The sequence below is a fragment of the Pseudomonas sp. P106(2024) genome, assembly GCF_057480815.1.
On sequence record NZ_JBLIYU010000006.1, the window covers coordinates 225,473 to 247,163 of the forward strand.

General features: G+C 63.2%; 18 protein-coding genes and 6 tRNA genes. 8 read left to right on the forward strand and 16 right to left on the reverse strand.

All coding sequences use genetic code 11. From position 1 onward, the window contains the following. Positions 1-93 precede the first annotated feature (93 nt). Both AC25M7_RS12825 and bkdR read right to left on the reverse strand, forming a co-directional pair. On the reverse strand, positions 94-1,335 hold the full coding sequence (locus tag AC25M7_RS12825; RefSeq protein WP_486971132.1) for a glutamine synthetase family protein: 1,242 nt from the start codon (positions 1,333-1,335) through the stop codon (positions 94-96). A gap of 204 nt (positions 1,336-1,539) precedes the next feature. Further along, positions 1,540-2,028: a Bkd operon transcriptional regulator BkdR gene (gene bkdR, locus AC25M7_RS12830; protein ID WP_028691050.1), complete on the reverse strand. Its 489-nt coding sequence runs from the start codon at positions 2,026-2,028 to the stop codon at positions 1,540-1,542. A gap of 198 nt (positions 2,029-2,226) precedes the next feature. Between bkdR and AC25M7_RS12835 the strand changes: the two genes are divergently transcribed. The 4 genes from AC25M7_RS12835 to lpdA are packed head-to-tail and all read left to right on the forward strand — an operon-like array spanning position 2,227 to position 7,170. Beyond that, positions 2,227-3,459, forward strand: coding sequence for a 3-methyl-2-oxobutanoate dehydrogenase (2-methylpropanoyl-transferring) subunit alpha (locus AC25M7_RS12835; protein ID WP_028691051.1), 1,233 nt, complete (start codon positions 2,227-2,229; stop codon positions 3,457-3,459). A 1-nt stretch (position 3,460) separates the two neighbouring features. After that, positions 3,461-4,519 carry an alpha-ketoacid dehydrogenase subunit beta gene (locus AC25M7_RS12840; protein WP_028691052.1) on the forward strand — a complete coding sequence of 353 codons (1,059 nt, stop codon included), beginning with the start codon at positions 3,461-3,463 and terminating at the stop codon, positions 4,517-4,519. Continuing rightward, complete coding sequence (locus AC25M7_RS12845) at positions 4,520-5,788, forward strand: dihydrolipoamide acetyltransferase family protein (RefSeq protein ID WP_486971122.1); 1,269 nt, start codon at positions 4,520-4,522, stop codon at positions 5,786-5,788. Positions 5,789-5,790: 2 nt separating this feature from the next. After that, positions 5,791-7,170: a dihydrolipoyl dehydrogenase gene (lpdA, locus tag AC25M7_RS12850; RefSeq protein ID WP_288520865.1), complete on the forward strand. Its 1,380-nt coding sequence runs from the start codon at positions 5,791-5,793 to the stop codon at positions 7,168-7,170. A gap of 63 nt (positions 7,171-7,233) precedes the next feature. Here lpdA and AC25M7_RS12855 read toward each other — a convergent pair whose 3' ends face one another. Then, positions 7,234-8,232 (reverse strand): diguanylate cyclase domain-containing protein, encoded by a 999-nt coding sequence (locus tag AC25M7_RS12855; RefSeq protein WP_028691055.1) that lies wholly within the window; start codon positions 8,230-8,232, stop codon positions 7,234-7,236. Between the two features lie 220 nt (positions 8,233-8,452). Between AC25M7_RS12855 and AC25M7_RS12860 the strand changes: the two genes are divergently transcribed. After that, positions 8,453-9,001, forward strand: coding sequence for a hypothetical protein (locus tag AC25M7_RS12860; protein ID WP_241413179.1), 549 nt, complete (start codon positions 8,453-8,455; stop codon positions 8,999-9,001). 1 nt (position 9,002) lies between these two features. On the opposite strand, the gene AC25M7_RS12865 is transcribed toward AC25M7_RS12860, so the two are convergent. Continuing rightward, on the reverse strand, positions 9,003-10,394 hold the full coding sequence (locus AC25M7_RS12865) for an aminotransferase-like domain-containing protein (RefSeq protein ID WP_028691056.1): 1,392 nt from the start codon (positions 10,392-10,394) through the stop codon (positions 9,003-9,005). Between the two features lie 187 nt (positions 10,395-10,581). On the opposite strand from AC25M7_RS12865, the gene AC25M7_RS12870 reads away from it, so the two are divergent. Then, positions 10,582-11,784 carry a benzoate/H(+) symporter BenE family transporter gene (locus AC25M7_RS12870; RefSeq protein ID WP_197866282.1) on the forward strand — a complete coding sequence of 401 codons (1,203 nt, stop codon included), beginning with the start codon at positions 10,582-10,584 and terminating at the stop codon, positions 11,782-11,784. Positions 11,785-11,811: 27 nt separating this feature from the next. On the opposite strand, the gene AC25M7_RS12875 is transcribed toward AC25M7_RS12870, so the two are convergent. Both AC25M7_RS12875 and phnN read right to left on the reverse strand, forming a co-directional pair. Continuing rightward, a tRNA-Arg gene (locus tag AC25M7_RS12875) sits at positions 11,812-11,888 on the reverse strand. Between the two features lie 74 nt (positions 11,889-11,962). Beyond that, a complete protein-coding gene (gene phnN, locus AC25M7_RS12880; protein ID WP_186597426.1) occupies positions 11,963-12,586 on the reverse strand; it encodes a phosphonate metabolism protein/1,5-bisphosphokinase (PRPP-forming) PhnN in 624 nt (207 codons plus the stop codon). Positions 12,587-12,695: 109 nt separating this feature from the next. On the opposite strand from phnN, the gene AC25M7_RS12885 reads away from it, so the two are divergent. Then, a complete protein-coding gene (locus tag AC25M7_RS12885) occupies positions 12,696-12,845 on the forward strand; it encodes a hypothetical protein (RefSeq protein WP_155952690.1) in 150 nt (49 codons plus the stop codon). 87 nt (positions 12,846-12,932) lie between these two features. After that, positions 12,933-13,259 (forward strand): Arc family DNA-binding protein, encoded by a 327-nt coding sequence (locus AC25M7_RS12890; protein WP_003254499.1) that lies wholly within the window; start codon positions 12,933-12,935, stop codon positions 13,257-13,259. 162 nt (positions 13,260-13,421) lie between these two features. On the opposite strand, the gene mgtE is transcribed toward AC25M7_RS12890, so the two are convergent. The 10 genes from mgtE to astE form a co-directional block, all read right to left on the reverse strand. After that, positions 13,422-14,864 carry a magnesium transporter gene (mgtE, locus tag AC25M7_RS12895; protein WP_028691059.1) on the reverse strand — a complete coding sequence of 481 codons (1,443 nt, stop codon included), beginning with the start codon at positions 14,862-14,864 and terminating at the stop codon, positions 13,422-13,424. A 398-nt stretch (positions 14,865-15,262) separates the two neighbouring features. Then, a tRNA-Arg gene (locus AC25M7_RS12900) sits at positions 15,263-15,339 on the reverse strand. Between the two features lie 71 nt (positions 15,340-15,410). Continuing rightward, positions 15,411-15,487, reverse strand: a tRNA-Arg gene (locus tag AC25M7_RS12905). Positions 15,488-15,559: 72 nt separating this feature from the next. Further along, positions 15,560-15,636, reverse strand: a tRNA-Arg gene (locus AC25M7_RS12910). Positions 15,637-15,706: 70 nt separating this feature from the next. After that, positions 15,707-15,783 (reverse strand) — tRNA-Arg (locus AC25M7_RS12915). Positions 15,784-15,831: 48 nt separating this feature from the next. After that, positions 15,832-15,922: transfer RNA gene (locus tag AC25M7_RS12920), tRNA-Ser, on the reverse strand. Between the two features lie 72 nt (positions 15,923-15,994). Next, the gene (csrA, locus tag AC25M7_RS12925) at positions 15,995-16,183 is read right to left on the reverse strand and encodes a carbon storage regulator CsrA (protein WP_003254503.1); all 189 of its coding nucleotides are present in this window, start codon (positions 16,181-16,183) and stop codon (positions 15,995-15,997) included. A gap of 168 nt (positions 16,184-16,351) precedes the next feature. Then, complete coding sequence (locus AC25M7_RS12930) at positions 16,352-17,587, reverse strand: aspartate kinase (protein WP_028691060.1); 1,236 nt, start codon at positions 17,585-17,587, stop codon at positions 16,352-16,354. An 83-nt stretch (positions 17,588-17,670) separates the two neighbouring features. Next, positions 17,671-20,295 (reverse strand): alanine--tRNA ligase, encoded by a 2,625-nt coding sequence (alaS, locus tag AC25M7_RS12935; protein ID WP_028691061.1) that lies wholly within the window; start codon positions 20,293-20,295, stop codon positions 17,671-17,673. Positions 20,296-20,675: 380 nt separating this feature from the next. Next, positions 20,676-21,683, reverse strand: a complete 1,008-nt coding sequence (gene astE, locus AC25M7_RS12940) for a succinylglutamate desuccinylase (protein WP_486971123.1) — start codon at positions 21,681-21,683, stop codon at positions 20,676-20,678. Positions 21,684-21,691 lie beyond the last annotated feature (8 nt).

Here is a 21,691-nt window from a genome sequence, read left to right on the forward strand (position 1 = left end):
TGCCGCCAAGCATAAAAGCAAATTCACTGCAGCGCAGGCCCCCGGCGGCTAAATCGGCCGCCGGGGGCGCATCCAGTAGCGGTCGTGTCGCGCTCAGGCTTGCGCGGCCAGCACGCGGCGCTCCCAGGGCGTGATCTCATCGAAGAAATCGCTCAGCTCCAGGGTCTTGGTGGCGATGTAGCCTTCGATGAACTCCCTGCCGAACAGTTCCCGCGCCAGGTTGCTGCGCTTGAGGCGTTCCAGCGCGGCGTGCAGCGTACAGGGCAGGCTCAGGTGCTCGGGCACCTCGAACTCGCCCTGGATCGCCGGCGTTGGCGCGATCTGGCGCTCGATGCCATGCAGGCCGGCGGCAAGGCTCGCGGCGATGGCCAGGTAGGGGTTGGCGTCGGCGCCCGGCAGGCGGTTCTCCACCCGCCGGGCCGCAGGTGAGCTGGCCGGGATGCGCAGGCCCGCGGCGCGATTGTCCTCGGACCAGCAGGCGTTGTTCGGCGACGCATAGGGGTGGCACAGCCGCTGGTAGGAATTGACGTTAGGCGCGAACAGCAGGGTGAAGTCAGCCAGGCAAGTCTGCAGGCCACCGATGAAATGGTGGAAGGTGTCGGTCGCCCTGCCCTGCTCGTCGCTAAATACATTGCGCCCGCTGGCGCTGTCGACCAGGCTCTGGTGGATATGCATCGAGCTGCCGGGCGTGTGCGCCAGTGGTTTGGCCATGCACACCACGGTCAGGCCGTGCTTGAGCGCGACCTCCTTGAGCAGGTGCTTGAACAGGAAGGTCTGGTCGGCCAGCAGCAACGGGTCACCGTGCAGCAGGTTGATCTCGAACTGGCTTACGCCCATCTCGTGCATGAAGGTGTCACGCGGCAGGCCCAACGCCGCCATGCAGCGGTACACCTCGTTGAAGAACGGACGCAGACCGTTGTTGGAGCTGACGCTGAAGGCCGAGTGCCCCATTTCCCGACGCCCGTCCTTGCCCAGCGGCGGCTGGAACGGCAGGGTCGGGTCGCTGTTGGCGGCAAACACGAAAAACTCAAGCTCTGTCGCCACCACCGGCGCCAGCCCGCGCTCGGCATAGCGGGCAATCACCGCCTTGAGCTGGCCACGACTGGACAGCCCCGAGGGCCTGCCATCGAGTTCCACCGCGTCGCAGATCGCCAGGGCCCGAGGCTCGTCGCTCCAGGGCAGGCGGTGGATCTGCGAAGGCGCCGCCACCAGCGCCAGATCGCCGTCGTCGCTGCCATAGTATTTTGCCGCCGGGTAACCGCCCATGATGCACTGCAGCAGGACCCCACGGGCCATCTGCAGGCGGCGGCCTTCGAGGAAACCCTCTGCGGTCATCACCTTGCCGCGAGGCACGCCGTTAAGGTCGGGGGTGACGCATTCGATTTCATCGATGCCCTTGAAGTGCGCTGCCTGGGCGCGCGGGCCTTCGGTCGTCATGACGCTGTCCTTCTTGTTGTGTTCGCATGCCGGGAATGGCGACGCATACAACATAGGCCGGGGGTGTTTAAAATATCAAGCACCCCAGGTACCTTGCCCGGATCATTGCTCGCGCAGGGTCATGCCATTGGCCGGCAACGGCAGCGCGGTCTTGTAGCGCACCTGCTTCAGCGCAAAGCTGGAGCGAATGTTCGCCACCCCGGGCAAGCGCGTGAGGTAATCGAGGAAGCGCTCCAGCGCCTGGATGCTCGGCAGCAGCACCCGCAGCAGGTAATCCGGATCCCCGGTCATCAGGTAGCACTCCATGACCTCAGGCCGTTCGGCAATCTCCTCCTCGAAACGGTGCAGCGACTGCTCCACCTGCTTCTCCAGGCTGACGTGGATGAACACATTCACATCCAGCCCCAGCGCCTCGGGCGATAGCAACGTGACCTGCTGGCGGATCACCCCCAACTCCTCCATGGCCTTGACCCGGTTGAAGCACGGTGTGGGCGACAGGTTGACCGAGCGCGCAAGCTCGGCGTTGGTGATGCGGGCATTTTCCTGCAGGCTGTTGAGGATGCCGATATCCGTTCGATCCAGTTTACGCATGAGAGAAATTGACCTGGTTTTTGTGTTTGTACGGAATGTTTATCTGCGCCGCCGGACAAAGGCAATGAACTTGAGAGAAAAATTCTTTTGCCGTCCCCCTATGATGTAAAAAGACGCTGACCTGCCAGTCACAAGCAGGCAGTCAGCAGCGGCCGCTTCAAAGCTCACAAAAACAACATTCGAGCGAGCGTAAAAAGCATGAACGAGTACGCCCCCCTGCGTCTGCATGTGCCCGAGCCTACAGGCCGGCCAGGCTGCCAGACCGATTTCTCCTACCTGCGCCTGAATGACGCCGGTCAAGTCCGTAAACCCCCTATCGATGTGGAGCCTGCCGACACGGCAGACCTCTCCTACAGCCTCGTGCGCGTGCTCAACGAGCATGGCGACGCCGTCGGCCCCTGGGCCGAGGGTATCGACCCGAAGGTGCTGCGCCAGGGCATGCGCGCCATGCTCAAGACCCGCATCTTCGACAGCCGCATGGTGGTCGCCCAGCGCCAGAAGAAGATGTCGTTCTACATGCAGAGCCTGGGCGAGGAAGCCATCGGCAGCGGCCAGGCCCTGGCCCTCAACCGCACCGACATGTGCTTCCCCACCTACCGCCAGCAGAGCATCCTGATGGCCCGCGAGGTGTCGCTGGTGGACATGATCTGCCAGCTGCTGTCCAACACCCGCGACCCGCTCAAGGGTCGCCAGCTGCCGATCATGTACTCGGTGCGCGAAGCCGGCTTCTTCACCATCAGCGGCAACCTGGCCACCCAGTTCGTCCAGGCAGTCGGCTGGGCCATGGCCTCGGCGATCAAGGGCGATACCAAGATCGCCTCGGCATGGATCGGCGACGGCGCCACCGCCGAATCGGACTTCCACACCGCCCTCACCTTCGCCCACGTCTACCGCGCCCCGGTGATCCTCAACGTGGTCAACAACCAATGGGCGATCTCGACCTTCCAGGCCATCGCCGGCGGCGAGTCGACCACCTTCGCCGGTCGTGGCGTAGGTTGCGGCATCGCCTCGCTGCGGGTCGACGGCAACGACTTCATCGCCGTCTACGCCGCCTCGCGCTGGGCCGCCGAACGCGCGCGCCGCGGCATGGGCCCAACGCTGATCGAATGGGTCACCTACCGCGCCGGCCCGCACTCGACCTCGGACGACCCGTCCAAGTATCGCCCGGCTGACGACTGGAGCCATTTCCCGCTGGGCGACCCGATCGCTCGCCTCAAGCAGCACCTGATCAAGCTCGGCCAGTGGTCCGAGCAAGAGCACCAAGCGGTCACCGCGGAGCTTGAGGCCGAGGTGATCAAGGCGCAGAAGGATGCCGAGCAGTTCGGCACCCTGAGCAATGGCCATATCCCCAGCGCCGCCTCGATGTTCGAGGACGTGTACAAGGAAATGCCCGACCACCTGCGCCGTCAGCGCCAGGAACTGGGGGTCTGAGATGAACGATCACAACAACAGCATCCATCTGGAAAACGCCATGTCCACCACCACCATGACCATGATCCAGGCCCTGCGCTCGGCCATGGATGTCATGCTCGAGCGCGATGACAACGTGGTGGTCTACGGCCAGGACGTTGGCTACTTCGGCGGCGTGTTCCGCTGCACCGAAGGACTGCAGACCAAGTACGGCAAGTCCCGCGTGTTCGACGCGCCGATCTCCGAGAGCGGCATCGTCGGCACCGCCGTCGGCATGGGCGCCTATGGTCTGCGTCCGGTGGTCGAAATCCAGTTCGCAGACTACTTCTACCCCGCCTCCGACCAGATCGTCTCGGAGATGGCCCGCCTGCGCTATCGTTCGGCCGGCGAGTTCATCTCGCCGCTGACCCTGCGCATGCCCTGCGGCGGTGGCATCTACGGCGGCCAGACCCACAGCCAGAGCCCCGAGGCGATGTTCACCCAAGTCTGCGGTCTGCGCACCGTGATGCCATCCAATCCCTACGACGCCAAGGGCCTGCTGATCGCCTCGATCGAATGCGACGACCCGGTGATCTTCCTCGAGCCCAAACGCCTGTACAACGGCCCGTTCGACGGCCACCACGACCGCCCGGTAACCCCGTGGTCCAAGCACCCGCACAGCGCGGTGCCGGATGGCTACTACACGGTGCCGTTGGACAAGGCGGTGATCACCCGCCCGGGCAACGACGTCACCGTGCTGACCTACGGCACCACCGTGTATGTCTCGCAGGTGGCCGCCGAGGAGAGCGGCGTCGACGCTGAGGTCATTGATCTGCGCAGCCTGTGGCCGCTGGACCTGGAAACCATCGTCGCGTCGGTGAAGAAGACCGGTCGCTGCGTGGTCGTGCACGAGGCCACCCGTACCTGCGGCTTCGGCGCCGAACTGGTGTCGCTGGTCCAGGAGCATTGCTTCCATCATCTCGAGGCGCCGATCGAGCGCGTCACCGGCTGGGACACCCCCTACCCCCACGCACAGGAATGGGCCTACTTCCCCGGCCCTTCGCGGGTAGGCGCGGCACTGAAACGGGTCATGGAGGTCTGAATGGGCACGCACGTCATCAAGATGCCGGACATTGGCGAAGGCATCGCGCAGGTCGAGTTGGTGGAATGGTTCGTCAAGGTCGGCGACATGATCGCCGAGGACCAGGTGGTGGCCGATGTCATGACCGACAAGGCCACCGTGGAAATCCCCTCGCCGGTCAGCGGCAAGGTATTGGCCCTGGGTGGCCAGCCGGGTGAAGTGATGGCGGTCGGCAGCGAGCTGATCCGCATCGAGGTCGAAGGCAGCGGCAACCATGTCGACGCGCCCCAGGCCAAGCCGGCGGAACCGGAACCGGCGCAGGTCAAGGCCGCGGCCCAACCCGAGCCACGCCTCGAAGCACAACCTCAGGTTGCCGCGACCCACGCCGCCGCGCCTATCGTGCCGCGCGAAGCCCACGACAAGCCACTGGCCTCCCCGGCCGTGCGCAAACGCGCCCTGGACGCCGGGATCGAGCTGCGCTACGTGCATGGCAGCGGCCCGGCCGGGCGCATCTTGCATGAAGACCTCGACGCCTTCATCAGTAAACCGCAGAGCAGCGCCGGCCAGGCGCCGAGCGGCTACGGCAAGCGCACTGACAGCGAGCAGGTGCCGGTTATCGGCCTGCGCCGCAAGATCGCCCAACGCATGCAGGACGCCAAGCGCCGCGTCGCCCACTTCAGCTACGTCGAGGAAATCGACGTCACCAACCTGGAAGCCTTGCGCCAGCAGCTCAACGCCAAGTACGGCGACAGCCGCGGCAAGCTGACCCTGCTGCCGTTCCTGGTGCGCGCCATGGTCGTCGCCCTGCGCGACTTCCCGCAGATCAACGCCACCTACGACGACGAGGCCCAGGTCATCACCCGCCACGGCGCGGTGCATGTCGGCATCGCCACCCAGGGCGACAACGGCCTGATGGTGCCGGTACTGCGCCACGCCGAGGCCGGCAACCTGTGGAACAACGCCAGCGAGATTGCCCGTGTCGCCCACGCCGCGCGCAACAACAAGGCCAGCCGCGAGGAGCTGTCCGGCTCGACCATCACCCTGACCAGCCTCGGCGCCCTGGGCGGTATCGTCAGCACCCCGGTGGTCAACACCCCGGAAGTGGCGATCGTCGGCGTCAACCGCATGGTCGAACGGCCGGTGGTGATCGATGGCCAGATCGTTGTGCGCAAGATGATGAACCTGTCCAGCTCGTTCGACCACCGCGTGGTCGACGGCATGGATGCCGCCCTGTTCATCCAGGCCGTGCGCGGCCTGCTGGAACAGCCCGCCTGCCTGTTTGTGGAGTGATCATGCAAGCGCTCATCAATACCACCCTGCTGATCATCGGCGGCGGCCCCGGCGGCTATGTGGCCGCCATCCGCGCCGGGCAACTGGGCATCCCCACCGTGCTGGTCGAAGGCCAGGCCCTGGGCGGTACCTGCCTGAACATCGGCTGCATTCCCTCGAAGGCGCTGATTCACGTGGCCGAGCAGTTCCACCAGGCCAGCCGTTACACCGAACCTTCGCCGCTGGGCATCAGCGTGGCCTCGCCGCGACTGGACATCACGCGCAGCGTCGAGTGGAAGGACGGCATCGTTGACCGCCTCACCAGCGGCGTCGCCACCCTGCTGAAAAAGCACGGCGTGAAGGTGATCCATGGCTGGGCGAAGATCCTCGACGGCAAGAATGTCGAGGTCGATGGCCAGCGCATCCAGTGCGAGCACCTGCTGCTGGCCACCGGCTCGAACAGCGTCGAACTGCCGATGCTGCCGATCGGCGGGCCGATCATCTCGTCCACCGAAGCCCTGGCGCCCAAGGCGCTGCCCCAGCACCTGGTGGTGGTCGGCGGCGGCTACATTGGCCTGGAACTGGGTATCGCCTACCGCAAGCTTGGCGCCAAGGTCAGCGTGGTGGAAGCCCGCGAACGCATCCTGCCGACCTACGACGGCGAACTCACCGCGCCGGTGGCCGACTCGATCAAGAAACTCGGCATCGCCCTGTACCTGGGCCACAGTGTCGAAGGCTATGCCGACGGCTGCCTGCTGGCCAGCGACGGCCAGGGTGGCCAGCTGCGCCTTGAGGCTGACCAGGTGCTCGTGGCCGTGGGCCGTCGCCCTCGTACCAAAGGCTTCGGCCTGGAAAGCCTGGACCTGAAGATGAACGGCGCGGCCATCGCCATCGACGAACGCTGCCAGACCAGCATGCGCAACGTCTGGGCCATCGGCGACGTAGCCGGCGAGCCGATGCTGGCGCACCGGGCCATGGCCCAGGGCGAGATGGTCGCCGAGCTCATCGCCGGCAACAGCCGACGCTTCGAGCCGAGCGCGATCGCCGCGGTGTGCTTCACCGATCCGGAAGTGGTGGTGGTCGGCCAGACCCCGGAACACGCCAGCCAGCAGGGCGTAGACTGCATCGTCGCGCAGTTCCCCTTCGCCGCCAACGGCCGGGCCATGAGCCTGGAATCGAAGACCGGCTTCGTGCGCGTGGTGGCCCGTCGCGACAACCACCTGATCCTCGGCTGGCAGGCCGTGGGCGCGGCGGTGTCGGAACTGTCGACCGCCTTCGCCCAGTCGCTGGAGATGGGCGCTCGCCTGGAAGACATCGCCGGCACCATCCACGCCCACCCAACCCTGGGCGAGGCGGTGCAGGAAGCGGCGCTGCGCGCCCTGGGGCACGCCCTGCACATCTGACCTGATACTGAAGCGGCAATCGCCGATTTGGCCCGCTGCGCCCCTGGCGCCGCGGGTCTTTTTTCATTCGGCGACAACGTTCTTGCCGGCCGCCTTGGCCCGGTACAGCGCCTTGTCGGCACGGGCCAGCAGATCATGCCAGTCCTCCCCTTCCCGCCACTGCACCACGCCATAGCTCATGGTCAGCTGGCACTGACCAATTGGCGCCACCTTGGCCAGTGCCTCGCGGATTCGCTGGGCCGCTTCGCGCGCCTGCGCCAGTGAAGTCCGCGGCAAGACCACGACGAACTCATCACCGCCCCAGCGCGCCAGCAGGTCCTGCTCTTCCAGACACTGGCGGATCCGCTCGGTGACCTCGACCAGCGCCGCATCGCCACGGGCATGGCCGTGAAGATCGTTGATCGGCTTGAAGTCGTCCAGATCCATGGCGATCAACGCCAGCGGTTCGCGGAAGCGCCGGGCACGCTCGCACGCCTGCTCCAAGGTCTTTTCCAGGCGATAGCGATTGGCGGTGCGGGTCAAGGCGTCACGCTCGGCCAACTCACGATTTTCGTCGAGCTGGCGCTGCAACTGCTGGTTGACCCAGGACAGTTCGCGGGTGCGCTCGGCCACCTGGCTTTCCAGGGACAGGTTACGCTGCTCAAGTTCCGCCACCAACCGCTTGCCCGGGTCGATATTGCGGTGAGCACCCAGCATGCGCGCCACCGAACCATCGGCGTTGCGGGCGATGATATGGCCACTGTCCTCGATCCACAGGTAGCTGCCGTCCTGGCAGCGGCAACGGTACTCGATGCGATAGCGCTCATTGCGCTGGTTGATATATGCCTCGAAATGCGCCATCACCCGCGGGTAATCCTCGGGGTGGATCACGCTTTCCCAGGTCAACACGGAATTGTCCAGCGAATGGCTGGCGTAGCCGAGCATCGCGTACCAGCCAGGATTGCGGTAAACGTAGCCGTTGTTGGCATCCCAATCCCAGATGCCGTCGCTGATCAAATCGAACAAGGTGTGCAATTGCTGCTCGGTGAAGCCAGCCGGTAGTGGCTTTGCTGCCTGGCTCATGGACGCGCTCCCTGTTGTCCAGCAACTGCGCCCCGTACCCGGTGCTGCCGACACATGATTGTGTTTGCCGCAAGCGGCAATCCTGTTCCTCTGCCGGGCAAGCATATTCCGAGGAACAGGCTGTCGGAATAGTCCTAACAGCCTATTTCGCCCCGGTCTCACTGCTGGCACAGCTTTTGCCACTTTCGTCGCGTTCTCACGATCCATTCATGGAGGAAACATGCTTATTACAGCGAACGGCCTGGGCTGGCAGGCCGTGCAACAGCAGCGCAGCGGTAACGAACAGTCCGCGGCTCAACCGTTCCCGTTCCAACTGGTCTCAGCCAGCGGCAAAGCTTCGGCGCAGCAGAACAGCCAGGGCAGCACCTCGCAACAGCATGCCGAGGACAACCGCAAGGAAGCTTTCTCCAAGCTCATGGTCATGCTGCACAACCCCGACGCGGCGAAGCAGGAGCAGACCAGCGTGGGCAAACAGGAAGCATCCGGCGCCCTGCAGGAGTTTCGCGACTACATGAGCAAGTCACCAGCGCAGAAGATCAAGGAAAAGCTGCTCGCGGAGCTTGGCCTGACCAAGGAAGAATACGACGCGCTGCCGCCCGAAAGGAAAATGATGATCGACCAACAGATCGCCCAACGCATGCAGGAAGAGGCCGAAATGAAGGTCCAGGCCAAACTTGAGCAGCAGGCACAGGCCGCCAGCCAGCCGCATGGCAGCCTGAGTTCGACAGATGCCCGCGACATCGAAAAACGTTACAGCACCCAGCTCTGACTCAGTAGAAGCGCTTCGGATCCCCTGACTCGAGCAGGCTGGCCAGCTGGGTCAGGGCGAAGCGCAGCTCCTCCCGGCTGGTCGGCGACATCAGCACGACCCGCACGCCACGCGGATCGCCCGTGCGCTCCACCTGGAACTGACTGGCGCTCATCACCACCACGCCATTGGCCCGCGCCAGCAGGGCAAACTCGTCACTGCGCCATGGCTCGGGCAGGTTGAGCCAGAGGTGATAGCTGTGCGGTTGGCTTTGCAGCGATGCCTCGGTGAAGACTTCGCGGGCGATGGCCTGGCGCGCCGCCGCCTCGGCCCGATGCATTCGAATCAGTTGGCTGTCCAACCCTTCGCCGATCACATGGCTGGCCAGTTGCGCGGTCAACGGCGAAGGCATCCACACCGTGCTGCGCACCATGGCGGTCAGGCGCGACAGCAATTTCGGCGGGCTGTACAGGTAGCCGATGCGCAGCGCCGGCATGACTGACTTGGACAGGCTGGTGAGGTAGATCGAACGCTCCGGGGCAAAAGTCGCCAGCGGCCGGGTCTGTGGGTCGGTGGCGAGGAAGCCGTAGATGTCATCGTCCAGCAGCAGGAAGTCGAACTCCTCCGCCAGCGCCGCGATCTGGGCACGGCGCTGGTTGGACATGATTGCCGTGGTTGGGTTCTGGCAGGTCGCCACGCACACCAGCATCGTGGGCCGCTCGCGCTGGCAGATCTCGCGCAAGGCCTCGGGAATGATGCCCTGCTCGTCCATCGGCACGCCCCGCAGGCGGCGGCCCAGGCCGTGGGCCACGGAAATGATGCCCGGATAGCACAGCGACTCGCATAGCACCAGGTCGCCCGCCCCGGTCAGGGCGCTGATCGCCACCATCAGCCCGTGCTGTGCACCACTGGTGATGACCACCTGCTGCCACTGCGCGCCTGGCAGCCACTGGCGCAACCATTGCGCGCCCGCCTCGCGATGCGCCGGGTGGCCCCCGTCGGGGGCGTAGTCCAGCACCTGCTCCAGTCGCGTGGTATTGGCCAGTTCGGTCAACGCGTTGCGCAACCAGTACTGCAGGGTTTCGCCGTAGGGCTTGATGATCGACAGGTCGAGTGCTTCGCCGCGGGCAGCGGGCGCCGCGCGGGTAACGACAGGGGCCTCGCCGGTGTCGGCGATCCGGTCGAGGACGTAGGTGCCACGCCCCACCTCGCCCTGGGTCAGGCCACGCCGTGACGCCTCGGTGTAGGCGCGGCTGATGGTGCCCGGGGTGACATCCAGCGCCTGTGCCAGTTCGCGCAGCGTCGGCAAGCGCTCGCCACGGCGCAGCGCGCCGCTGGCGATGTCATGCGCCAAGGCATCGGCAATGGACAGGTAGACAGGCTGATTGCTTTCGCTGATCCGTGGAACCCACATGAGACGGCTACCGGGCTGAAAATGATTGAAATTTGAACATACAGGTCGACTTGAGTCGATCCTTCGAGCGATTCAAGTTGTTAGCAGCATCCGCGTGAGAGTCGCCCCACTTGAATTCAGGTCTCGTTACCGTATAGATTCAATTTGAATCGAATCAATCGAATCAATTAACTCAAATGGACTCGCCATGGATAACCTCAGAAAGGATTTTTCCGTCTCCGCCCTGGTCGCCGGCCTGATCGCCGTGATCATTTCCTACGCCGGCCCCTTGATTATCGTGTTCCAGGCCGCTGACCAGGCGGGCCTGGGCAACGAAGCGACTGCTTCGTGGATCTGGGCCATCTCCATCGGCAGCGGCCTGACCGGCCTGCTGCTGAGCTGGAAACTGCGGGTGCCGGTGATCACTGCCTGGTCCACGCCTGGCGCGGCGTTATTGGTGTCGATGCTGCCGGGCGTGTCACTGGCCCAGGCGGTGGGCGCCTACATCGTCGCCTCGCTGCTGATTGGCGTGATCGCCCTGAGCGGAGCCTTCGACAAGCTGATGAATCGCCTGCCCAAGGCCATTGCCGCAGCGATGCTGGCCGGCATCCTGTTCCGCTTCGGCGCCGAGCTGTTCAGCTCGATCCGCCTGCAGCCCGTGCTGGTGCTGTCGATGCTGGCGAGCTATCTGCTGTTCAAGCGCCTGTCGCCGCGCTACGCGATTCTTTCGGTGCTGATCGTCGGTTGCGGCCTCGCCGCCGGCCTGGGCCAATTGGACACCCAGGCCCTGGTGCTGGAAATGACCATGCCGACCTGGACCAGCCCACAGTGGAGTTGGCAGGCCATCGTCAATATCGGCCTGCCTCTGGCCCTGGTGTCGCTCACCGGCCAGTCGGTGCCCGGCATTGCCGTGCTGCGCACCTCCGGCTACCAGGTACCGGCACGCCCGATCGTCTCGGTCACCGCCCTGGGTTCGCTGCTGCTGGCGCCATTCGGCTGCCACGGCGTCAACCTGGCGGCGATCACCGCTGCCATCTGCACCGGCCGCGAGGCCCACGAGAATCCGGACAAACGCTACATCGCCGGCATGGCCTGCGGCGCCTTCTACCTGCTGATGGGCAGCTTCGGCGCGACCTTGGCCTCGGTGTTCGCCGCCTTGCCGAGGGAACTGATCGCCGCCCTCGCCGGCCTCGCGCTGTTCGGCGCCATCGCCAACGGCCTGGCCGGCGCCATGAATGACGAGAAACAGCGGGAGCCGGCGCTGATCACCTTCCTGGTCACCGCATCCGGCATGAGCCTGCTCGGCCTTGGCGCCGCGTTCTGGGGGCTGATCTTCGGGCTGGCGGCACACTTCGCCCTGAGCTACAACCGTACGACGCGACAGCCGCAGACAAGCGTTCAGGTTCGTTGAACGAAGACAAGGGGAATGGGGGAGAAATGGCGTCCCAGGGCAGGTTCGAACTGCCAACCTTCCCCTTAGGAGGGGGATGCTCTATCCAATTGAGCTACTGAGACACTGGAGCCGACAACAGACGCTGTGCGGCGGGGACGGCGAGCATGTTAACCAGCGTGTGGGCATTTGTCATGTATCAATCGGGCATTTTGCACGTCGGCTTTTTCCCCGCCGCGTCGGCGATCACGCCTTCGCTGCGCAACAGCGCAAGCAGCGCCTCGACCGCGCTGACCAGAGAAGCAGAGTTGTCCACGACATGCACGCTGGGATCATAGGCCTGCAACCTGAAGTTGCGGGCCAGGCGCAGCTCGATCTCTTCGTTGCTCTCCCGCCCCCTGGCCAGCAATCGCTGCCGTAGCGCCTGCTGGGAAACCGTCAGCCCCACGGCCACCAGGTCGGGATAACGCTGCCGGGCGTTGGTCAGGTAGGCACGAGAGCCATTGACCAGCACCGACCGCCCTGCGGCGAGCCACGCGTCCAGCTGTACGGGAATGCCATAGCTCAGGCCGTTCGCCTGCCAATTCAGGGCAAACGCCCCCGCCTCGCGCATCGTCTCGAAGCGCTCGACACTCACCCCCAGCGCGTCTTCACCCTTGGCCTCGGCCGAGCGCGTGATGACCCGGCGGGCGATTTCGATGCCGTGGGCAATCAATCGCTGACGCGCCGCTTCGATCAGGGAATCTTTTCCCGAACCAGACGGTCCCATGAGGAATATCAAGCGCCCTCTTGAGGCCGCACCACCGCTTGCGTCATATTGCATAGCCACTATGCTCAATGTGTGGGAAACCAGCGAATTCCAGGATTTTCCCTAAGCCTTTGCCGTCTTTTACCAGATTTTGACGGCATTTGTCTGACGCCGGTGCAATTCGATGAATGTGAAACTTTTCAAACCAGTGCTCATTTCTGATAATTGGTACTGGCAAAAAGCCTTTATCGAGATCACTATTTGTCACAGAATTGACGCCAAGGAAACGGCGACCATGAGGCAAGATGAAGAACCAAAATCACATCACGGTTGAACATTTTGTCGTCGCCGCGGTCGTACTTCCACCGTGCGGCCAATTTGCGAACCGCTCCCCCTGAACCAGAACAACCGGTCAATTTATATGCGCCCAATGAAACAGGCTATCTATTCGAGCCGCACCGCCGACAAGTTTGTCGTCCGCCTGCCAGACGGGATGCGCGAGCGCATTGCCGAGGTAGCGCGCAACCATCACCGCAGCATGAACTCCGAAATCATCGCACGTCTGGAGCAGAGCCTTATCCAGGAAGGTGCCTTGGGTGACGAACTGAGCATGCGCCTGGACAGCCCAGAGCTCAGCCTCCATGAACGTGAACTGCTGCAGCGCTTCCGCCAGCTGTCCCATCGCCAGCAGAATGCGCTGGTCGCCCTCATCGCTCACGATGTGGAAATGGCCGCCGACGCGTCCTGATCCAGGCAAGCGACAACCGCACACAAAAAAGCCAGCGCAAGCTGGCTTTTTTGCATCTGATGATTGCAGAGTTGCGACGGGGTCACGCACGCCCCTGTAGGAGCGGCCCTATCGCGACACAAGGCCGCTCCTACAGAGGTTGGCATGGCCTGAGAACCACGCTTACAGCAGGAACAACGTGGCCAGGCCGAGGAAGATGAAGAAACCGCCGCTGTCGGTGACCGCCGTGATCATCACGCTCGACCCCATCGCCGGATCTCGCCCCAGGCGCGTCAACGTCATCGGGATCAGCACGCCCATCAAGGCAGCCAGCAACAGGTTCAGGGTCATCGCAGCGGTCATTACCAGGCCCAGCGACCAACTGCCATAGAGCCAGAACGCCACGGCACCGATCACGCCCCCCCAGATCAGGCCATTGAGCAGCGACACCGCCAGCTCCTTGCGCATCAGACGGCTGGTATTGCCCGGCGACACTTGGTCGAGGGCCATGGCGCGCACGATCATGGTGATGGTCTGGTTACCCGAGTTGCCGCCGATACCCGCCACGATCGGCATCAGCGCCGCCAGCGCCACCAGCTTCTCGATGGAGCCTTCGAACAGGCCGATCACCCGCGAGGCGACAAATGCGGTGATCAGGTTGATGGCCAACCACGCCCAACGGTTGCGCAACGAGCGCCAGACCGAAGCGAAGATGTCTTCTTCCTCGCGCAGACCGGCCATGTTGAGCACTTCGCTCTCGCTCTCTTCACGAATCAGGTCGACCATTTCATCGATGGTCAGACGACCAATCAGACGCTCGTTCTTGTCCACCACAGGGGCGGACACCAGGTCGTAGCGTTCGAAGGCCAGGGCGGCGTCGTAGGCATCTTCCTCGGGATGGAAGCTCACCGGGTCATTGGCCATGACCTCCGCGACTTTCTTGTCCGGGTCGTTGACCAGCAACCGCTTGATCGGCAGCACACCCTTGAGAATGCCATCGTAATCGACGACGAAGAGCTTGTCGGTGTGCCCCGGCAGCTCCTTGAGCCGGCGCAGGTAGCGCAACACCACCTCGAGGCTGACGTCTTCGCGAATGGTGACCATCTCGAAGTCCATCAGCGCGCCGACCTGCTCTTCGTCGTAGCTCAGGGCCGAGCGCACACGCTCGCGCTGCTGGGCATCAAGGCTTTCCATGAGCTCGTGAACGACGTCGCGGGGCAGTTCCGGCGCCAGGTCGGCGAGTTCGTCGGCGTCCATTTCCTTGGCGGCAGCCAGCAGCTCGTGATCGTCCATGTCGGCGATCAGGGTCTGGCGTACGGCGTCGGAGACTTCGAGCAGAATGTCGCCGTCGCGATCCGAGCGCACCAGTTGCCAGACCGTCAGGCGGTCGTCCAGCGGCAAGGCTTCAAGGATGTAGGCGATGTCGGCGGGGTGCAGGTCGTCGAGCTTGCGCTGCAACTCGACAAGGTTCTGACGGTGGACGAGGTTTTCCACCAGGTCATGGTGATGACCTTCCTGACGGTGCGTCAGGTCCTCGACCACCCGCTGGCGCTGCAGCAGTTCGATCACCTGGGCCAGGCGATCCTGCAGGCTGTCTTGGGCTTTCTTTACTTCGATTTCGGTCATAGGCGAACTCCACTCCCAGCAGCGGAGCACGCCGGGAGAATCAATCGGTCAGATCTGGCTGTATGAAGCGTGTTAGCGAGTAACTACTGGGTAAGTCCATGGTGGGATTCCACAAGCCCCGGCGGGGCTGACGGGCGCAATCATACACTGTGTAAGCTGTCGGATCGCTTAAATTTTTGGCCAGAACAATCGTTTGCGCGCTAAAGCTGTGACAACGCTCGAAGCCATCAGTGCGACGGTCACTCTGGCGTGAAAAGCACATTCGTCGTGTGCCAACTCGATGTGCATCGCCGATCCCTGCAGGGACCTCCTACAGAACAGCGTAGATGGACATCCATGACAATTCAGCGCGCCAGAAAAACAAAAAGCCCGCTCTAATGAGCGGGCTTCTTGATGTATGGCGGACTCAGGAGGATTCGAACCTCCGACCGCTCGGTTCGTAGCCGAGTACTCTATCCAGCTGAGCTATGAGTCCGTGGTGGTAGTTTTAGGCCAGATTACCACTGGCTTGTTGAAGCGTCTTTGCAAGCAGAGCCACTTCAAAAGTGGCGGACTCAGCAGGATTCGAACCTGCGACCGCTCGGTTCGTAGCCGAGTACTCTATCCAGCTGAGCTATGAGTCCGTGGTTGGTAGTTTTAGGCCAGATTACCACTGGCTTGTTGAAGCGTCTTTGCAAGCAGAGCCACTTCAAAAGTGGCGGACTCAGCAGGATTCGAACCTGCGACCGCTCGGTTCGTAGCCGAGTACTCTATCCAGCTGAGCTATGAGTCCGTGGGGTAGTTTTAGACCAGATTACCACTGGTGGATTGAAGCAGCCTTGCAGGCAAAGCCACTTCAAAAGTGGCGGACTCAGGAGGATTCGAACCTCCGACCGCTCGGTTCGTAGCCGAGTACTCTATCCAGCTGAGCTATGAGTCCGTGTCTTGCTGTGCCATTCGGATCGCTTTAAGCGCTCCAGGCAAATAATGGCGGTGAAGGGGGGATTCGAACCCCCGATACCCTTATGAGGTATACTCCCTTAGCAGGGGAGCGCCTTCGGCCACTCGGCCACCTCACCGCAACACGAGGCGAATATTAAACACACCCTTCCTCGTTTGCAACCCTTTTTTTGAAAAAAACTTCAAAAAAATTAAAGGCTTGGCTCCTCGTCCTTCTCTTTCTTGATCCGCAGGTAGATTTCCTCGCGGTGAACAGCCACTTCCTTGGGCGCGCTAACGCCAATACGCACCTGGTTGCCTTTGACACCCAGGACCGTCACGGTGATCTCACCGTCACCAATGATCAGGCTCTCGGCGCACCGACGAGTCAGAATCAGCATAGTTTTCTCCTCACATGAATCTTCAGGGACAACAGTCTTTGAAAAGCAGGGCCTGGCCGGGGACAACGGCACTGGCCCGGATCGACCGCCACGACTGCCTGGACAGGGACAGCCGCAGCGACCAGAAACGCGAAGGGCGCGGCAAGCCGCGCCCCTCCAGGCAGCGTGTCACTCACCCTGTCGGGCAGGCGCGTCAAGCTCGAACGCGGTGTGCAGCGCGCGCACGGCCAGCTCCAGGTACTTCTCTTCGATCACTACCGAGACCTTGATCTCGGAGGTGGAGATCATCTGGATGTTGATGCTCTCCTTGGCCAGGGCCTCGAACATGCGACTGGCAACGCCCGCGTGGGAGCGCATGCCGACGCCGACGATCGACACCTTGGCGATCTTGGTATCGCCGATCACTTCACGCGCGCCAATTTCGCGGGCGGTATTCTCCAGCACGCTCAACGCCTTCTCGTACTCGTTGCGGTGCACAGTGAAGGTGAAGTCGGTGGTGTTATCGTGCGAGACGTTCTGCACGATCATGTCGACTTCGATGTTGGCAGCGCTGATCGGACCGAGGATCTTGAAGGCAACGCCCGGGGTATCCGGGACGCCACGAATGGTCAGCTTGGCCTCATCACGGTTGAAGGCGATACCGGAAATGATCGGCTGTTCCATGGATTCCTCTTCATCGATGGTAATGAGGGTACCCGGACCCTCCTTGAAGCTGTGCAGCACGCGCAGCGGGACGTTGTACTTGCCGGCGAACTCCACCGAGCGGATCTGCAGCACCTTGGAGCCGAGGCTGGCCATTTCCAGCATCTCCTCGAAGGTGATCTTCTCCAGGCGCTGGGCCTGGGGCACGACACGCGGGTCGGTGGTATAGACGCCATCGACATCGGTGTAGATCTGGCACTCGTCGGCCTTCAGCGCCGCCGCCAGGGCCACGCCGGTGGTATCGGAGCCGCCACGACCGAGGGTGGTGATGTTGCCGTGCTCGTCGACACCTTGGAAACCGGCGACCACCACGACACGGCCGGCCTTGAGGTCGGCGCGGATCTTCTGGTCGTCGATCTGCAGGATGCGCGCCTTGTTGTGCGCACTGTCGGTGAGGATGCGCACCTGGTTGCCGGTGTAGGACACCGCCGGCACGCCGCGCTTCATCAGGGCCATGGACAACAGGGCGATGGTGACCTGCTCGCCGGTCGAGACGATCACATCCAGCTCCCGGGGTTCGGGCTTGTCGGTGATCTGCTTCGCCAAGTCGATCAGGCGATTGGTTTCCCCGCTCATCGCCGACAGCACAACCACCAGGTCGGTGCCTTGCTCGCGGAATTTCTTGACCTTGTCGGCAACCTGCTCGATCCGCTCGATGGAACCGACAGAGGTACCGCCAAATTTCTGTACGATCAACGCCATTTCAAAGGTGCCTCAGCCCTCAAGGGCCCCAAAAAACAATCCAACATGGCGGAGACGCCGACCAGACCGACGCCCCCGCCATCTCAAAGTCCCTGCTCGGCGAACGGCACGGCCAGGGCCAGCGCCTGGTCCAGCGCGGCGACGTCGACGCCACCGCCCTGGGCCATGTCAGGACGACCGCCGCCCTTGCCACCGACCGCCGCAGCAGCTTGTTTCATCAGGTCGCCAGCCTTGAGTTGGCTGGAGAGGTCCTTGGTCACGCCAGCCACCAGCACGACCTTGCCCTCATGCTCGCTGCCCAGCAGGATCACTGCGTGGCCGAGCTTGTTTTTCAGTTGATCGACGAGCGCCAGCAGCGCCTTGCCATCCTGCCCATCCAGGCGGGCGGCGAGGACCTTGGCACCCTTGACCTCAACGGCCGCGTTGGAGAGATCATCCCCGGCGGCGCTGGCGGCCTTGGCCTGCAGCTGCTCAAGCTGCTTTTCCAGCTGGCGGTTGCGCTCGAGCACAGCCGACAGCTTGTCGATCAGGTTGTCGCGATTGCCCTTGACCAGTTGCGCGGCTTCCTTGACCTGCTCTTCGGCAGTGTTCAGGTAGGCCAGCGCAGCAGCGCCGGTGATCGCTTCGATACGGCGCACGCCAGAGGCCACGCCGCCTTCGCTGATGATCTTGAACAGGCTGATGTCGCCAGTGCGTTTGGCGTGGATGCCGCCGCACAGCTCGACGGAGAAGTCACCGCCCATGCTCAGCACGCGCACGGTGTCGCCGTACTTCTCACCGAACAGCGCCATGGCGCCCTTGGCCTTGGCGGTCTCGATGTCGGTCAGCTCGGTCTGCACCTCGGTGTTGCGACGCACCTCGCGGTTGACAATGTCTTCCAGGGCCTTGATCTGCTCCGGTTTGACCGCCTCGAAGTGGCTGAAGTCGAAACGCAGGCGCTGGCTGTCTACCAGCGAGCCTTTCTGCTGCACGTGTTCACCCAGCACCTGGCGCAGGGCTTCGTGCAGCAGGTGAGTGGCGGAGTGGTTCAACGAGGTGGCGTGCTGCACTTCGGCATCGACGCGAGCATCAACCACGGCGCCGACAGTCAGCGCACCACTGGCGACCACGCCGTGGTGCAGGAAGGCACCGCCGGTCTTGGTGGTGTCGCGCACGTCGAAGCGCACGGCGCCGGCCTGCAGATAGCCGCTGTCACCGACCTGACCACCGGACTCTGCGTAGAACGGGGTGCGATCAAGGACAACAACGCCCTCCTCGCCTTCTGCCAGTTGCTCAACGGCCTGGCCGTCCTTGTACAGAGCGATGACCTTGCCCTGACCTTCGGTAGCGTCGTAGCCGAGGAAGTCGGTGGCGGTGTCGACCTTGACCAGGCTGTTGTAGTCCATGCCGAAGGCGCTGGCGGAGCGGGCACGCTCACGCTGGGCCTCCATCTCGCGCTCGAAGCCGGCTTCGTCGATGGTCAGCTCGCGCTCGCGGGCGATGTCGGCGGTCAGGTCCATGGGGAAGCCGTAGGTGTCGTACAGCTTGAACACCACGTCGCCCGGCACGACCTTGCCCTGCAGTTGTGCCAGGTCCTGCTCGAGGATGCGCAGGCCCTGCTCGAGGGTCTTGGCGAACTGCTCTTCCTCGGTCTTGAGCACGCGCTCGATGTGTGCCTGCTGGCTCTTGAGCTCAGGGAACGCTTCGCCCATCTCGGCCACCAGCGCGGCGACGATCTTGTGGAAGAAGCTACCCTTGGCGCCCAGCTTGTTGCCGTGGCGGCAGGCACGACGAATGATGCGGCGCAGCACGTAGCCGCGGCCTTCGTTGGACGGCAACACGCCGTCGGCGATCAGGAAGCCGCAGGAACGGATGTGGTCGGCGACCACTTTCAGCGACGGCTGATCGTCATTGGCGCAACCGATGGCTTTGGCGGCAGCAGCCAGCAGGCTCTGGAACAGGTCGATCTCGTAATTCGAGTGCACGTGCTGCATGACCGCACTGATGCGCTCCAGGCCCATGCCGGTGTCCACCGACGGGGCGGGCAACGGGTGCAGGACACCGTCGGCGGTGCGGTTGAACTGCATGAAGACGTTGTTCCAGATCTCGATGTAGCGGTCGCCGTCTTCTTCCGGCGAGCCGGGTGGGCCGCCCCAGATGTCGGCGCCGTGGTCGTAGAAGATCTCGGTGCATGGGCCGCACGGGCCGGTGTCGCCCATGGTCCAGAAGTTGTCGGAAGCGTACGGGGCGCCCTTGTTGTCACCGATGCGCACCATGCGCTCGGCCGGCACGCCGACTTCCTTGGTCCAGATGTCGTAGGCTTCGTCGTCACTGGCGTAGACGGTGACCCACAGTTTTTCCTTCGGCAGGTTCAGCCACTTGTCCGAAGTCAGGAAGGTCCAGGCGAAGGTGATGGCATCGCGCTTGAAATAGTCGCCGAAGCTGAAGTTGCCCAGCATCTCGAAGAAGGTGTGATGACGGGCGGTGTAGCCGACGTTTTCCAGGTCGTTGTGCTTGCCGCCGGCGCGTACGCACTTCTGGCTGCTCACGGCGCGGGTATAGGCGCGCTTTTCCTGGCCGAGGAAGCAGTCCTTGAACTGGTTCATGCCGGCGTTGGTGAACAGCAGGGTCGGGTCATTGCCCGGGATCAGGGAGCTGGAGGCAACGCGAGTATGTCCCTGCTCTTCGAAGAAGCGGAGGAAGGCTTCACGGATTTCTGCGCTTTTCATAGGTTCTTCCACGGAAACGGCGGCCACGCGTCGAATCGACGAAACGACGGCAAAGGGCCGCATTATATCGGTCCTGCAGTCTCGGTGCAGTGTGTTTATGCGATAGAAACCGTCGAATGGACGGTTTGTCGGACTACAGCAATTGAAAACGGCATGACCGCGATGCTAAAGCCAGCGTTTCGCTACTGGCAAGCCAATTACGGTCCCGGGGCGGGGAAAATTAACAGCTTGGTGAATTAAAAGAATTTCATCACCGAAAGGATCCAAAACCAGCCAGGCGCGCAGCACTCCTGCAGGAGCGGCCTTGTGTCGCGAAAGGGCTGCGTAGCAGCCCCGGAGATCTCAGTAGCGAAGCTGATATTGCCGGGGTCGCGCAAGGCTTAAGCCAGCCGCTGCCCCGAATCCGGCACGATGAGGATGCCGGCGCGCAGCCCGTTTTTCACCTTGGGGTTGGGGAAGATGATCCGCGCGCCCTCCTCCTCCACCACCCAGCGCGTCTCTGCCAGGTCCTCGGCCAGCAGGTAACCCTTGCTCAGCTCGGAGAAGTTCTCGATGTCCGCCGGCAGGTGCAGGTGGAAGCTGTCGCTGTGCTTGATGATCTCGCGGGCGACGCTGAACAGCTTGAGGCCATCCAGGGACTGCTCGGTTTGCGGCTCGGTATCCTCGATGAGCTGGATCAGGCGCGCCTCGAGCCGGTCGAGGTTGACCTCTTCGTTCTGCCCGAACGGGCGGGCCTTGCCGAGTTCCAGGGTGAAAGCCTCGGCGTCGAGCTGCTCGTAGGTGAATGCGCTGAAGGTGATCGACGACTTGCTCTGCAGCAGCACCGCCTCCATGCCGGCCGCAGCCAGACGGGCCAGCTCGCGTCGGGAATGCCGGCGACCTTCCTTGTAGGGATACAGGGCAAACTGCTCGATCTTCGACCCGCGAATGGCAGTATGCAGGTCGTAATGCAGGCGGGTGCGCTCGGGCGTGCTGAAGAACACCCGGGCGAACTGTTCGAGCTCGGCGGCACGCAGCGCCTCGAAGCCACTGGAGAGTTCATGACGGCCATTGAACAGGCGGTTGATGTCCTGTTCGATGAAGCGCTCGCCCTTGCGGATCGCCGCTGGGTTGCCGAACAGGAACAGCACCCGCGCGCGCGGCTTGATCTTGCCGTTTGCAACACCGTGCAGCAGCCTTTCGAGCAGCTCGATCGGCGCCGTCTCGTTGCCATGGATACCGGCCGACAACAGCAGGTCGAGACCGCAATCCTCACCTTCGGGCGGACGCACTTCCAGCGCACCCTCCCCCAGCCAGCGCAAACGCACGCCCCGGGTGGTCACTTGGGTCTTCTCGGCCGGTTCGTGATCGGTCAGGGTCAGCTCAAGCAGTTTGCCAAGGGCGAGCATAGGCGCTT

Coding starts and splice junctions, on each gene's coding strand:
- lpdA (WP_288520865.1), top strand. CDS start 5,791: ATGCAAGCGCTCATCAATACCACCCTGCTGATCATCGGCGGCGGCCCC.
- phnN (WP_186597426.1), bottom strand. CDS start 12,586: ATGCAATATGACGCAAGCGGTGGTGCGGCCTCAAGAGGGCGCTTGATA.
- AC25M7_RS12870 (WP_197866282.1), top strand. CDS start 10,582: ATGGATAACCTCAGAAAGGATTTTTCCGTCTCCGCCCTGGTCGCCGGC.
- astE (WP_486971123.1), bottom strand. CDS start 21,683: ATGCTCGCCCTTGGCAAACTGCTTGAGCTGACCCTGACCGATCACGAA.
- mgtE (WP_028691059.1), bottom strand. CDS start 14,864: ATGACCGAAATCGAAGTAAAGAAAGCCCAAGACAGCCTGCAGGATCGC.
- AC25M7_RS12860 (WP_241413179.1), top strand. CDS start 8,453: ATGCTTATTACAGCGAACGGCCTGGGCTGGCAGGCCGTGCAACAGCAG.
- AC25M7_RS12890 (WP_003254499.1), top strand. CDS start 12,933: ATGCGCCCAATGAAACAGGCTATCTATTCGAGCCGCACCGCCGACAAG.
- AC25M7_RS12885 (WP_155952690.1), top strand. CDS start 12,696: ATGAATGTGAAACTTTTCAAACCAGTGCTCATTTCTGATAATTGGTAC.
- AC25M7_RS12865 (WP_028691056.1), bottom strand. CDS start 10,394: ATGTGGGTTCCACGGATCAGCGAAAGCAATCAGCCTGTCTACCTGTCC.
- AC25M7_RS12930 (WP_028691060.1), bottom strand. CDS start 17,587: ATGGCGTTGATCGTACAGAAATTTGGCGGTACCTCTGTCGGTTCCATC.
- csrA (WP_003254503.1), bottom strand. CDS start 16,183: ATGCTGATTCTGACTCGTCGGTGCGCCGAGAGCCTGATCATTGGTGAC.
- alaS (WP_028691061.1), bottom strand. CDS start 20,295: ATGAAAAGCGCAGAAATCCGTGAAGCCTTCCTCCGCTTCTTCGAAGAG.
- AC25M7_RS12825 (WP_486971132.1), bottom strand. CDS start 1,335: ATGACCGCAGAGGGTTTCCTCGAAGGCCGCCGCCTGCAGATGGCCCGT.
- AC25M7_RS12855 (WP_028691055.1), bottom strand. CDS start 8,232: ATGAGCCAGGCAGCAAAGCCACTACCGGCTGGCTTCACCGAGCAGCAA.
- AC25M7_RS12835 (WP_028691051.1), top strand. CDS start 2,227: ATGAACGAGTACGCCCCCCTGCGTCTGCATGTGCCCGAGCCTACAGGC.
- AC25M7_RS12845 (WP_486971122.1), top strand. CDS start 4,520: ATGGGCACGCACGTCATCAAGATGCCGGACATTGGCGAAGGCATCGCG.
- AC25M7_RS12840 (WP_028691052.1), top strand. CDS start 3,461: ATGAACGATCACAACAACAGCATCCATCTGGAAAACGCCATGTCCACC.
- bkdR (WP_028691050.1), bottom strand. CDS start 2,028: ATGCGTAAACTGGATCGAACGGATATCGGCATCCTCAACAGCCTGCAG.